The sequence below is a fragment of the Paenibacillus ehimensis NBRC 15659 genome (assembly GCF_004000785.1).
GTDB classification, from domain to species: domain Bacteria; phylum Bacillota; class Bacilli; order Paenibacillales; family NBRC-103111; genus Paenibacillus_G; species Paenibacillus_G ehimensis.
In genome coordinates this window covers 1-11,947 of sequence record NZ_BILX01000120.1, presented here as the reverse complement: position 1 = coordinate 11,947, position 11,947 = coordinate 1, and the positions used below count along the sequence as shown (strand labels likewise).

Annotated in this window: 12 protein-coding genes; 6 read left to right on the top strand and 6 right to left on the bottom strand. The window is 52.1% G+C overall.

Going from position 1 to position 11,947, the window contains the following annotated elements; genetic code table 11:
- Nucleotides 1-468: 468 nt before the first annotated feature.
- Nucleotides 469-780 (bottom strand): ArsR/SmtB family transcription factor, encoded by a 312-nt coding sequence (locus PEH01S_RS32780; protein WP_127490292.1) that lies wholly within the window; start codon nt 778-780, stop codon nt 469-471.
- Between the two features lie 143 nt (nt 781-923).
- Between PEH01S_RS32780 and PEH01S_RS32775 the strand changes: the two genes are divergently transcribed.
- The 4 genes from PEH01S_RS32775 (at nt 924) to PEH01S_RS32760 (ending at nt 4,908) form a co-directional block, all read left to right on the top strand.
- Nucleotides 924-1,907, top strand: coding sequence for an ABC transporter substrate-binding protein (locus PEH01S_RS32775; RefSeq protein ID WP_246063135.1), 984 nt, complete (start codon nt 924-926; stop codon nt 1,905-1,907).
- Nucleotides 1,908-2,190: 283 nt separating this feature from the next.
- The gene (gene hutP, locus PEH01S_RS32770) at nt 2,191-2,664 is read left to right on the top strand and encodes a hut operon transcriptional regulator HutP (protein ID WP_025851245.1); all 474 of its coding nucleotides are present in this window, start codon (nt 2,191-2,193) and stop codon (nt 2,662-2,664) included.
- A 128-nt stretch (nt 2,665-2,792) separates the two neighbouring features.
- Nucleotides 2,793-4,325 carry a histidine ammonia-lyase gene (hutH, locus tag PEH01S_RS32765; RefSeq protein ID WP_127490290.1) on the top strand — a complete coding sequence of 511 codons (1,533 nt, stop codon included), beginning with the start codon at nt 2,793-2,795 and terminating at the stop codon, nt 4,323-4,325.
- A 97-nt stretch (nt 4,326-4,422) separates the two neighbouring features.
- Nucleotides 4,423-4,908, top strand: a complete 486-nt coding sequence (locus PEH01S_RS32760) for a GNAT family N-acetyltransferase (RefSeq protein ID WP_127490289.1) — start codon at nt 4,423-4,425, stop codon at nt 4,906-4,908.
- A gap of 237 nt (nt 4,909-5,145) precedes the next feature.
- On the opposite strand, the gene PEH01S_RS32755 is transcribed toward PEH01S_RS32760, so the two are convergent.
- A complete protein-coding gene (locus tag PEH01S_RS32755; RefSeq protein WP_025851249.1) occupies nt 5,146-5,883 on the bottom strand; it encodes a hypothetical protein in 738 nt (245 codons plus the stop codon).
- Between the two features lie 744 nt (nt 5,884-6,627).
- Nucleotides 6,628-7,068, bottom strand: coding sequence for an Hsp20/alpha crystallin family protein (locus PEH01S_RS32750; RefSeq protein ID WP_025851252.1), 441 nt, complete (start codon nt 7,066-7,068; stop codon nt 6,628-6,630).
- A gap of 307 nt (nt 7,069-7,375) precedes the next feature.
- Between PEH01S_RS32750 and argS the strand changes: the two genes are divergently transcribed.
- Nucleotides 7,376-9,085, top strand: coding sequence for an arginine--tRNA ligase (gene argS, locus PEH01S_RS32745; protein WP_127490288.1), 1,710 nt, complete (start codon nt 7,376-7,378; stop codon nt 9,083-9,085).
- 83 nt (nt 9,086-9,168) lie between these two features.
- On the opposite strand, the gene PEH01S_RS32740 is transcribed toward argS, so the two are convergent.
- Entirely contained in the window at nt 9,169-9,582 is a 414-nt protein-coding gene (locus PEH01S_RS32740; RefSeq protein WP_127490287.1) for a YjdF family protein, read from the bottom strand.
- 208 nt (nt 9,583-9,790) lie between these two features.
- On the opposite strand from PEH01S_RS32740, the gene PEH01S_RS32735 reads away from it, so the two are divergent.
- Nucleotides 9,791-10,021, top strand: a complete 231-nt coding sequence (locus PEH01S_RS32735; protein WP_025851255.1) for a YqzE family protein — start codon at nt 9,791-9,793, stop codon at nt 10,019-10,021.
- Nucleotides 10,022-10,101: 80 nt separating this feature from the next.
- On the opposite strand, the gene PEH01S_RS32730 is transcribed toward PEH01S_RS32735, so the two are convergent.
- Together PEH01S_RS32730 and PEH01S_RS32725 are read right to left on the bottom strand one after the other, a co-directional pair.
- The gene (locus PEH01S_RS32730) at nt 10,102-11,031 is read right to left on the bottom strand and encodes a hypothetical protein (protein WP_127490286.1); all 930 of its coding nucleotides are present in this window, start codon (nt 11,029-11,031) and stop codon (nt 10,102-10,104) included.
- A gap of 167 nt (nt 11,032-11,198) precedes the next feature.
- Nucleotides 11,199-11,947: YqhG family protein (locus PEH01S_RS32725; RefSeq protein WP_127490285.1), on the bottom strand; the 749-nt coding region annotated here is incomplete at its 5' end.

The following is an 11,947-nucleotide window of genomic DNA, read 5'->3' as shown; positions in this document are numbered from 1 at the left end:
CACCTCAAAAACGAGCAAGCTCTTTAAATTACGAATTCGTAATTTAAAGAGCTTTTTTTATAACGACAATCCAGTTGAGGTCGGAAATGCTGCTTAATGCAACTGTTTTCTTTCAAAAGAACGCCTCCTCACTCTAAGTCCTATACCGAGCCGTTTGCTTTTTCTATATACGTTAGCTTAATGCTAAAAAACAGGCTCAGAGGTTTAGTCTACCATTTCCTCTAACACTTTTTTTAAGTTCTTCGCCCATTCTCGCCTAACCATATTTTGCACCATTGAACGCTTGATCTTCTTTTTCGAATCCTGTGTGTTCAAGATCATTCCGAAACTGAAATTTATGTCCGACGACAGGTTTAAAATCGTTAGCCATTGTCCATTTTGCAAGAGTATTTGCATCCGTAAAGGCGAGTCATACCTTCTCGATCGGATACGGTTAAACTCATTTTAGTTATTAGTCCAATATTTGGTTCAAGAGTGATATTCTCTCATTGCAAATTTGAACGATACCCAATTCTCAATGTCTCTCAATGGGGCAGCATTCAGCCGAAAACGCGTTTCCCTGCCGACCTTTCTGCTGATTACGAGACCAGCCTCTTTAAGGATTGCCAAATGCTTTGAAACCGCAGTACGACCCATATCAAAATGAACAGTCAACTCATTGAGCGGCAATTCCTCCACGTCCGCCAACAAGCGTAGCAATTTATGTCTTGTTGAATCAGCGATGGCTGCATAAATATCACGCTCTTGATTTTCTTGCGCGAAGAAACTTTCAAGAGGCATCCGATGTATATTTGAATTGATTTGCGGAAGACATGGCTTTACAATGATAATGAAAATCATTATTATTTAGGAGGCCGTCAATCAAGCAAGCACCGCACTGTAAAAATTCGAAAGTTTCATATCCATTGAACGGAGGAATCTGTGTGTTCGCTGCATCTACCACGAAAGAAAGAAGCTTCCTTGTTACCGTAATGATACTGCTCCTTCTGCTGCTTACGGCTTGCGGCAATGCCGAGAAAAAAAACGGGGCGGATGTTCAGAACGCAGGGGTGAATGAGGCCGCCAATGCGAGCGCGGGCGCTTCCTTTCCAAGGACCATTAAGCATGCCAAGGGAGAAACCCTTCTCAAAACCAAACCGCAGAAAATCGTAGTGACCTATTTTCCGTATGCGGACCATTTGTACGCAATTGGTGAGGAGTCTGTCGTAAGGGGCGTCGTCGGTCTGCAATCGCTTCGCAACTTTCCCGTATATGATGCCTATACCAAAGAAGGCGGAGCAAAAGACCTCGGCAGCGAGGCCAATATCGAGAAATTGCTCGATTTGAAACCCGATGTGATCATCGGTTGGGGAGAGGACGCGAAAATCTACGATGAACTGTCGAAGATCGCACCTACCGTACTTATCCCGGAATCGGAGAACTGGCAGGACACGATCGGCAAAGTCGCTGAGGTGATCGGGGAAGAAGACAAGGCGCAGCAATATGTCAAGGACTATAATGACAAGCTGCTCAAGCTTGCAGGCAAATTCGAGCAAACCGGAGTAAAAGGAAAAACCGCCATCTTTATGATGACGTGGGGCAAAGGCTTTAATTATTACGGTGGGGTTCGCATGGAACCTTATTATAAAGGACTTGGATTTGCGAAATTTGACGGCATGAAGGACTGGGGCGAGATTAGCCTGGAAGGGGTAGGCGCTGTCGACCCGGATTATATTTTTCTCGGAAAGGATTTCACCGGGAAGGCCGAAATGACTTTGAAGGAACTGGAAAAGAGTGCCGTATGGAATAGTCTTACCGCTGTAAAAACGGGCAAGCTCTTTATCATTGATACGGAGATTGTCGGACCGCTTGCTATGGGTCAGATGAAAGGCTTGGAAGTCATGGAATCGATCATGCAAAAGCTCTGAGTCCTTCAAATGCGGCGGCCGGATTGCCGGTTCCGTTTACGATGTAATGGAGCCGGCACCGCTGCTTGCGCGAGTTTTGGGAAGCCTCAGGTCTCATTGTCAATCCGCCGGATGTATGATACAATTTCATCAGATACTTTAGCGATAAGCAAAATCCTTTTAGACAATTTAGCGTATAGTCGGGTCGATACAAGGCAAGTCTTATGGGAGCGGGAAGCAGCTTTCCCATTTGCTGTTGTAGCGTCTTTTTTATTTTTATTGTGGCTTTCCGCAGGAAAGGGGCATGCAAGTGACGGGCCAGCAAGGGATTCCTTCTACTATCGGCAAATTAACCGCCTTATTGACGATGATGCACGATCACGAGATGGGGGCGGATATCGTACGGAAGCTGGAATCGGACGGATACCGGCATACCGTCGGGAAGGTCGGCTCCATGGACAGCGCGAAAGTCATTGCGGCCATCGAAACCGCTGCCAAAAACAATCAGATCATCGATGAAAAGCGGTACCGGGAGACGCACGGCTTGTACCATGCGATCCTGGAGGCTCTGCAGGGCGTGAGCCGCGGAACCCCTCAGATTCGGGACGTATTGCGCACGGTGGGACTAACCTTCGCCATTGTCCGCGGTCCATTATCAACCGCGCAGGACCGGCAGGACGAAGGGGAATGGATCTGCGTATGCATGTACGGCACGATCGGCGCTCCGAAAAAAGGCTTCGAGCATGAGGTTCTGGGCTTCGGCATCAACCACATTTGAATGACCGGATCGGCGTTTTCAATTGAATAATTTTAGACCATAGTCTTATAGTTTCGTTTAGAGGTCATGACCATTGATTTGGTGTGGCCTCTTTTTTTGTGTCCATTTCTTAAGGAGAGTGATTCGTGATGATCAAAACGGCACCTATTACGATCGGCGGCGGCAAGCTGACCTTGCAGGAGGTCGTGCTCGTGGCGCGCCACGGCTACGAAATCGAGCTTGACGCTTCGGTGAGAGCGAAGGTAACGAAGAGCCGACAGTATGTCGAGAAGCTGCTGGCGGAGAAAAAGGTCGTCTACGGCTTGACTACGGGCTTCGGCAAATTCAGCGATACGTACATTTCGAGCGAGGATGCGAAGACGCTGCAGGTTAATTTGATCCGCAGCCATGCCTGCGGGATCGGCGATCCGTTTCCGGAGGAAGTGGCGAGAGCGATCATATTGCTGCGCATCAATGCTTTGATTCAAGGCTATTCCGGGATACGCTACTCCGTCGTGGAAACGATGGTCGAGATGCTGAACAAGGGCGTCGTGCCGCTGATTCCGGAGAAAGGCTCGCTCGGCGCCAGCGGCGACTTGGCCCCGTTGTCCCATTTGGCGCTGGTCATGATGGGGGAAGGGGAGGCATTGTTCCGGGGAGAGAAGCTGGACGGAAAAGCGGCCATGGACAAGGCGGGAATCGCACCGGTGTCGCTTGAAGCGAAGGAGGGCTTGGCTCTGATCAACGGTACCCAAGTCATGACCGCCGTCGGCGCTTTGGCTTGCTGGGATGCGCTGCAGTTGGCCAAATGGGCCGATTGCGCTGCCGCTCTGACTACCGAGGCCTTGCAGGGCGTAAGGCAGGCGTTCGAACCGGAAACCCACGACATCCGCCCGCATGCCGGCCAGCGGCAGGTCGCTTCGAACATCCGCAAGCTGACCCGGGACAGCCGTCTGATGACGAATCAAGGGGAGCTGCGCGTCCAAGACGCTTATTCCCTGCGCTGCGTCCCGCAGGTTCATGGCGCTTCGGCCGATGCGCTCCAATATATCCACGATAAATTAGTGATCGAGATGAATTCGGTAACGGATAATCCTCTCATTTTCACCGAGCAGGAGAAAGTGATTTCCGGAGGCAATTTTCACGGCCAACCGGTTGCGCTGGCGATGGATTTCCTCTCGATCGCCGTGGCGGAGCTGGCGAATATATCGGAGCGGCGAATCGAACGGCTGGTCAATCCCCAGCTAAGCGGAGGGCTGCCTCCGTTTCTGACGAAGTACGGCGGCACGAACTCGGGCTTCATGATTGCGCAGTATGCCGCGGCGTCACTTGTGTCCGAAAACAAATCGCTTGCGCATCCGGCCAGCGTCGATTCGATTCCAAGCTCGGCGAATCAGGAAGATCACGTGAGCATGGGAACGATCGGCGCGAGAAAAGCGGCCAAAATCGTCGAAAATGCGTACAACGTCGTCGCGATCGAGCTGCTGTGCGGCTCGCAAGCGGCCGATTACCGGGGAGCCGACGGACTGGGCAAGGGAACGGCGTGGGTATACGCCCAATGCCGCAAGCATGTGCCGTTTCTGGACGAAGACCGCGTGATGTATACGGACTTCCGAAAAGCCGTGAGCATGATGAAGGATGAGACGGTTCTTAAGGAAATGACGGAAACGCTCGGTCTATGATATACCGCTTCCCGGTCTCAGTCTTGCATTTCTTGCGAAACCTTGCTATAGTAGGCGGAAAAATCGCTGGCATTTCGTGAGAGGGAGCGGGCTTCTAATGGAGATCAGACGGGCCGGACATGCGGATATACCGCACATTTTGGATATTTATAACGAAGCCGTGTTAACGACGGTAGCGACGTTCGATACGGTTCCGCGCACGCTGGAGCAGCAGCTGGAATGGTTCGAGCAGCACGGCGAAGCTTACCCGGTCGTCGTCGCCGAGGACGCCGGTTTGATTCTCGGCTGGGCTGCCGCGAACCGGTATTCCGACCGGCTGGCCTATGCGCGCACGGCGGAGCTCTCCTTATATATCCGGGACGGGCACCGCGGTCAGGGACTGGGGAAAAAGCTGCTGGAAGCCGTATTGGCCGAAGGGAAAAGGGCCGGGCTGCATACGGTGCTCTCGCGGATCGTGGAGGGCAACGGCAGCAGCATTCATATTCATCGGCAGTTCGGATTCGATACCGTTGGCACGATGCGCGAGGTCGGCTTCAAATTCGGCAAGCTGCTGGACGTTGTCATGATGCAGAAAATGCTTTAAACTCGTAAACCGGAGGAAACCGGCAGCAGCCGGAAGCTCCGGTTTTTTCTATGAAAAAAAGCGACCCGCAAGCAACGGGCCGCGGGTCGAGAGAGAATCTATATGAAAAAGGGGGTCGAGCTTTATTATAAAGGCTGTACATTAAGGGAAGATGAAAAGCATATTTCAATTGGATTACAATTGGACGGCGGGCCTGAGAAAACTTATCCAATAGTGGAAACTTATTCCTTCTGTATTTTAAGATACATAGGTTGAATTATTTTGTACATAAAAGAGAACGGACTGGGTTATTGATCCACTTAGAGTTTTTAAGATAAAAGTTAGACTGGCCTTGGCGGGCCCCTCAAGGGATTCATTTCTTTTTTCAATTCTTAGATTTGGTTCAGAATAAGATGTGAACAAACTTGTACTTATTTGATAATCGGATACATCACTAATGTAATCGTTATTATCGCCATCAACAAGGGTATAGTCTGCGGAAAATTGAGCAGTCCAAACTCCAGTTTCTGAATACACTAAAGCATTTTGGATCGAGCAGTATCCTGAGCCGCACGTTGTTTGACCTGGCTTAACGCCTGAACCCATTGTAGATATAGGATATGTAGGAGCAGTTAGTTTAGCTCTTGTAATGGACGTTTTCTTTAGTGAGCCGTCCGGGTAAGTGGTTATGATATTTTCGGTGTAAGTCACGTCGGTTTCCTCAACAGATTTAGACGTAATGCCCAGGTGCTGCTTATCAGGATTGATGGAATCCAACAATTGTCCCGATTCGATTTTATTAATTAGTTTTAATTGAGTTTCTGGATTAACTCCAATTCTTGTAAATGCTTGTTTGATAGACTCAGCTTCTTTTTCGTTTAAATTAATAGATTTTTGAGTACTGGCTGATAACGGCGCTTGTTCTGCAAAACCTACAGAGACACTCGAAAGAGACAGTGCTGCCGAAAGAGATAAGGCATATGCAATTTTCTTCATATTTTTTACTCCTAATATATAATATGGTATAATTTTAATAAACTTTTTTAGGTGGTGACATAAAGAAATGAATCCAAGTCCTCAGATAGATATGATGCAAATCTATATAAGTGCTGGTATTACTGTATTGCCGTGGGTGTTAATTATCGTCTTTTTATTCGTGATTATGCTAAATACGATAAAGATCAATAAAAAAATCAGCAAATTGCATCAAGAAATTGAAGAGATTAAACAAAACTCTAGATAAGCATGTATTCATCCGAAAGTTTAATTTCATTAAAGAAGATAAACCGCCTATTTGTAAGTAACACTTCCGTTAAAACAAATGATTCTTCCTTTAAAAAGCTTTAATTATATGGTATTAGATATCACCTCTCTTTTAGTATATAGAAATTATTTCATAAAAATGATTAAATTGGTAATCACTTTATTCTTATTTATTATTCGACAATTTTCTACTAAAATGACAAAAAAAGTTTATAAATCTCATCTAATAACAATGTAAGGGACAATAGGATTAATACAAAAGTACTGGAAATTATCTCCTGATACCTGAATTTCGTTCCTGAATCCGAACGAATAAATGTGATCTGACGATAGATTAACCAGTACTTGAAGGAACAAAACCAATGTGTTTGTGTGGGATCGGAGCAAGAGCGTATTGTGCGTAAGTGGATAAGAAAGTTCATCCTTGTTTATAAAAGAACAACGATGAACTTGATTTTTATTCAGCGATTCACTTAATCAATGAAATTCCACGTCGATCCGCTTTCTGGCGTTGTTCTGAGTCTTGGGCATTTTCACTTCAAGAATGCCGTTCTTGTAGCTGGCGACCGTGCCCTCGGCCTCCACTTCCGCCGGCAGCGCTACCGTGCGCTGGAAGCGGCCGGTATAGCGCTCCTTGCGGTGAAACTGCTCTTCTTTCGCTTCCTGGACTTTGTGTACGGTGCCGACAATCGTGAGCGTCTGATGCTCCACATGGATGTCCACGTCCTCTTTTTTCTCCAGACCCGGAATCTCGCAGTGGGCGATGACCTCTCTCTCGGTTTCATAGACGTCCATCCGCGGCGCGCCGAACTCCTGCTGGAATCCGAATGCGGAAGGCAGCCCCTCGTTAAAAAATCTGTCCATTTCTTTTTTCCAACGATCGACGTGTCTGAACGGTTCGAAAGGAACCAACGGCATGAACGAACGCCTCCTTATTAAAGGTTGTTTTGGATTTCCTCCCTTATTTTTTCGTCGGTGTCCAAATTTCATACCAAAATCGCGCGCATGCCGGAACGAAGTGCCGCCGGACGGGCAAAATCCTTGAGCTGACGCAGCAAACCCGGCTTGACTCGGTTTTTCGCGCCCGATATAATGGAACATATGCAAAGGCTGGCAAAACCTAAGTGCGACGTTGAAAAACGGCACCCCGACCGGGGTGCTTTCTTGTATGAAAGACGTACGGCTGGGATGACGGCGTTCGTTCGAAGAAAGGGGCACATCGTGTATGAATTACAAACAATGGTTGGCCGGGCAGCTGGCGGCAAAGCTCGAAGGCGTATCGCAGGAAGCGCTGGCGGAGCTGATCGAATATCCGCCGAATCCGCAGATGGGGGATTTGTCGCTGCCCTGCTTCAAGCTTAGCAAGCAGCTGCGGAAGGCGCCGCAGGCGATTGCGGAAGAGCTCAAGGCGGGCTGGAGCGACAATGCGGCCGTTCAGCGGGTCGACGTGGTGTCCGGCTATTTTAACGTATTTTTGAACCCGGCCGATTTCGCCAAAGAAGTCGTCGGTGAAGTCTTGGCGCGCCAAGACCGTTACGGCTCGCAGGAATACGGTCAAGGTCGGAACATCGTCATCGACTTCTCCTCGCCGAACATCGCGAAGACGTTCCACATCGGGCATCTCCGCTCCACGGTGATCGGGAATGCGCTTTATAACATTTTCAATTTTATGGGATATAACAGCGTGGGCGTCAATCATCTCGGCGACTGGGGCACGCAGTTCGGCAAGCTGATCGTCGCCTACAAGCTGTGGGGGGACCAGGCGGCTGTCGAAGCGGAAGGCATCGACGAGCTGCAGCGCATTTATGTCAAGTTTCATGATGAAGCCGACGTGAAGCCGGAGCTGGAGGACGAAGCGCGCGCGTGGTTCGTGAAGCTGGAGCAGGGAGACGAAGAGGCGCACAGGCTGTGGCGCTGGTTTGTGGACATCAGCTTGAAGGAGTTCCACAAGATGTACGAACTGCTCGGCGTGAAGTTCGATTCGTATGCCGGCGAAAGCTTCTACAACGATAAAATGGCGGAGGTTCTGGACGAGCTTAAGGCGAAAAAACTGCTGGAAGAAGACGGCGGAGCGCTTCTCGTCCGGCTCGACCAATTCAATATGCCTCCGGCGCTCATGGTGAAAAAGGACGGCGGCACGCTGTACCATACGCGCGACGTGGCGGCGGCCAAGTACCGCAAGAACACGTACGATTTTGACAAAGGAATCTATGTGACCGATGCGGGGCAAAGCCTGCATTTTAACCAGCTGTTCAAAGTGATCGAGCTGATGGGCTACGATTGGTCGAAGCAAATGCTGCACGTGCCGTTCGGCAAAGTCAGCTTGGAAGGCGCGAAGCTGTCGACCCGGAAGGGCAATGTCATCAACCTCGAGGATCTGCTCGGCAAAGCGATCGAGAAGACCCGCGAAATTATTGAAGAGAAAAATCCGAATCTGGACAATAAAGACGAGGTTGCACGCAAGGTCGGCGTCGGGGCGATTATTTTCAACGATTTGAGCAACAACCGGATTAAAGATATCGTCTTCTCCTGGGACGAGGCGCTGAATTTCGAAGGCGAAACCGGTCCTTACGTGCAGTACACGCATGCGCGGGCGTGCAGCGTACTGGCCAAAGCCGATCCGTCGGAGACGCAGTCGTTCGAAGGCTTCGATCCGAAGCACCTGGAGAACGAAGAGGCGCAAGGCGTGCTGAAGCAGCTGTATTTGTTCAAGGAACGGGTCGAGCAGGCGATGCATAAGCTGGAGCCTTCCATTATCAGCCGGTATTTGGTCGATCTGGCGCAAAGCTTCAACCGTTTTTATCATGAATGCAAGATTTTGAAGGCGGAAGATGCCGAAGTGCGCAAAGCGCGTCTTGCCCTCGTGGAGTCCGTAAGGATTACGCTGAAGAACGGCTTGGCGCTGATCGGTCTCGAGGCGCCGGAGAAAATTTAAACCTCATATCCATGGCAAAAACACCCGTTTGTCCGGACTGTCGCAGACAGCCCGGCATCCGGGTGTTTTTTTGCACGCGACCGTTATCGGCCGCGGTGCTTGGCTTTCGCTTTTTGAATGGCGATTTCGCGTTTGCGTTCCTTCTCGGCTTCACGCTGCTCCCGGGAGACGATCTTGCGCGTTTTCTTGCGGTGCTCCAGCTCTAGCCTCAGCGCTTCCTGCGCTGCGCTTCGGACGCCTTTGCGCTCCATCTCGCGGGCGGCTTCGCGGGCGAGCCGCTTCGGGTTGACGCGGCCCCGCCGGGCCACGGTATCGACGCTGACGCCCACCGACGTTTGCGCGAGCAGCGGCAGCATACGAAACTGCACGAACTCCATCACCTCGGCGTCGTACGGCTCCGATCCGAACACGTAACGGCTCGCTTTGACTTTGCCGTCCGCTTCGTGCTCCGTCACACCTACCCAAAATTCACCTTCAAAATAAACGGTAAGCTTCATGCTTTCCCCTCCTTACGTCTTGCGAGCGATGGACATCCCGAGGGGGGAAGGATATGACACGGGCTTGCATCTCCTAAAAGCCGGGAGAACCCGTGCATCCGGGCTACCAACCGGACCGCGATTTTACGCTCGATTTCATTATAGGACGAAGCGCAGGTTTGCCGCAACCGGATGCGGACCATACTGGGATGTAGAGGTGAACGGCAACATGGCGAAAAGCGACGAGCTTGTGAAATATGTAACGGAGCGGTTCGTCCGGTACATCGAGATGCCGAAGGAGGTGCGCAGGCAGGTGCGGGCGGACCGGAGGGAAGGCAAGGAGCCGTGGCAGTACCGCTGGTTCGGCATGCTGCCGGTTGCGATCGGCATGTGGACGAAGCCTTTGCGCGAGGGTGTGCGGCGTCTCGGGAGAAGCTTGGGCAAAGGGGCGGAGCGGTGAGTTCGATAAATAAAAAAAGGAAAAGCTTCTTGCCGTCAGGCGGGAAGCTTTTCTATATAGGGAAGAGGAGAAAACCGTAGTTAAGGATAAAAGCTGCCGAGACGCTGCAGCGCCTCGTAGGGAAGAAAGCGGTCGTCGTCCTGCCGGAATTGCACGAAGCGATCCCCGCTGGACCATACCTGAAAGCCTGCGACGGGAAGCGGTAGGGTAACGCTGCCTTCGTAAAGCTCGGCGGCGTACACCGGCTTGCTGCCTTGAGCGATCAGCTTCTTGAGGTCGTCGAAGGGGAGCGGCTGGTCGGACTTGCCTTGCACCCACGGCAGCCGGGCATAAGGCTCCGCCGGCTCCATTTGTCCGCTTTCCTGTATCGTATGCTTGGCATCGGTATTGGTGAATGCCTGAACGTTCGGCGCTGGGGCTGCCTTGCTTTTGGGCAGCTTGACGTCGCCTGTGAAGGGCATTTCCTCGCCGGTCTTGGCGTCGATATACCAGATGCGGTCCGCGTTCTGTACGGTTATTTTCCAGAGCGCCTGCAGCGGGCCGAAGTATAATCTTTCGGTATGATGCGGATATTCGATAAGTTCAAGCTGCACCAAGCTTCGATGCAGCGTTTGCAAGCTGAATAACGGGTACGCGCCTGTGCCGTACTCGGTCAGCCGGTATGTATCCTGCTCTTCGGCGTGGATAACCAGATAGCCCGCTTCCGAGCCTTCGGCGCTTACGATGATGACCCAGCCGTGCATGCCCGGTCCGAGCGGATAGCTTGTCCAGGACGCCTGCTGCCACGGCTCGAAGCCGGGCTGGAGCGCGAGCTGCTTCATAAACCGCTCCACAGCCGCTTGCAGCGTCGGAGCGGCAATGTCGGCTGCCGATTCCATCGGCGGCGAGGACGGAGGAGCCGTAGGCTTCGTTTCCTCTACCGCGTGCGCGGGGGGCGATTCGAGCGGCCAGGCCGCAAGCAGGCTTGTGCCGAGCAGCAGCGAGACGAGCGCGAACGTGAGCTTTTTCATAGTTTCACCTGCTTCGCTTAGGAGTCGTTGGCCTGAGATCGGCATTATGCGCATTCCGCTGCGAATATGCCTTTATTGTACAAGGTATGCGCCGAAAAGATTGTTAGAACCTGTAGTCTGTCCAAAAATACTTTCCCCAGAAAAACGTACCGTTTCGCGCCCGTTCGTCAGTACGCGGGCGGTTTCGCAGAGGAAACGTGGAACAATCCGCAGTTGATGGCGGATATTCGGATGCGCGGGCGGTACTGCCATTCAATTTCCCGGGAGCGACCGGCGTACTGCGCCTCGATGTCCGGCCTTTGATCGGGCTCGGCGCTCTGGAGCAGCGCCTCGTAATAATCGCGGACGCGGGCCTGTTCATCCGCGAGCCGAAGCTGGGCTTCTTTCGCCCAGCGGTGGTCGTACTTGGCCAGCTTGCTTTCCAGATGCTCTTCAAGGTAGAGCACCGCGCGGGGCAGCGCAATCCGGTCTGGCGTAATGTAGACGTGAGCGGGCAGCTGCGGCGTAAAATCGACCGGAGCGATCCAATCCATGAACCGCTCGCGGATCACGCCCGTTTGCAGCTGGATGCCCAGAGAGTGAATTTCGCTGCGCTTCATGTCGCAAGCCAGCTCCACCTTGTAATTGACGGCGAGCCAAGTCTCGTAAGGGACGGACGCGGTTCGTCTCGGCTGCTCGGGCACGTGCCGCTCGAACAACCGGACGTACTTGCCTTTGGCCCGGACGGCGGCGAACAGCTGCTCCAGCCGCCTGCTGCCGTAGGTCACTTCGTCCCGCGGAATGCGCGCGGTAAAAGACGTCGGCACGAAGCCGAAGTAGCGGCCGAGGATGCTGTCTCCCTGCGGCGGCTGTGCTGCGCCGGGCGCTGTGCCCGTCTGCGCCGCAGCGCCCGCGGGGCTGCCGGCGGAGGGCTGGC

Excerpts from the sequence above, each read along its gene's own strand:
- PEH01S_RS32780 (WP_127490292.1), bottom strand. The coding sequence starts at position 780 with ATGCCTCTTGAAAGTTTCTTCGCGCAAGAAAATCAAGAGCGTGATATT.
- hutP (WP_025851245.1), top strand. The coding sequence starts at position 2,191 with ATGCAAGTGACGGGCCAGCAAGGGATTCCTTCTACTATCGGCAAATTA.
- hutH (WP_127490290.1), top strand. The coding sequence starts at position 2,793 with ATGATCAAAACGGCACCTATTACGATCGGCGGCGGCAAGCTGACCTTG.
- PEH01S_RS32760 (WP_127490289.1), top strand. The coding sequence starts at position 4,423 with ATGGAGATCAGACGGGCCGGACATGCGGATATACCGCACATTTTGGAT.
- PEH01S_RS32755 (WP_025851249.1), bottom strand. The coding sequence starts at position 5,883 with ATGAAGAAAATTGCATATGCCTTATCTCTTTCGGCAGCACTGTCTCTT.
- PEH01S_RS32750 (WP_025851252.1), bottom strand. The coding sequence starts at position 7,068 with ATGCCGTTGGTTCCTTTCGAACCGTTCAGACACGTCGATCGTTGGAAA.
- argS (WP_127490288.1), top strand. The coding sequence starts at position 7,376 with ATGAATTACAAACAATGGTTGGCCGGGCAGCTGGCGGCAAAGCTCGAA.
- PEH01S_RS32740 (WP_127490287.1), bottom strand. The coding sequence starts at position 9,582 with ATGAAGCTTACCGTTTATTTTGAAGGTGAATTTTGGGTAGGTGTGACG.
- PEH01S_RS32735 (WP_025851255.1), top strand. The coding sequence starts at position 9,791 with ATGGCGAAAAGCGACGAGCTTGTGAAATATGTAACGGAGCGGTTCGTC.
- PEH01S_RS32730 (WP_127490286.1), bottom strand. The coding sequence starts at position 11,031 with ATGAAAAAGCTCACGTTCGCGCTCGTCTCGCTGCTGCTCGGCACAAGC.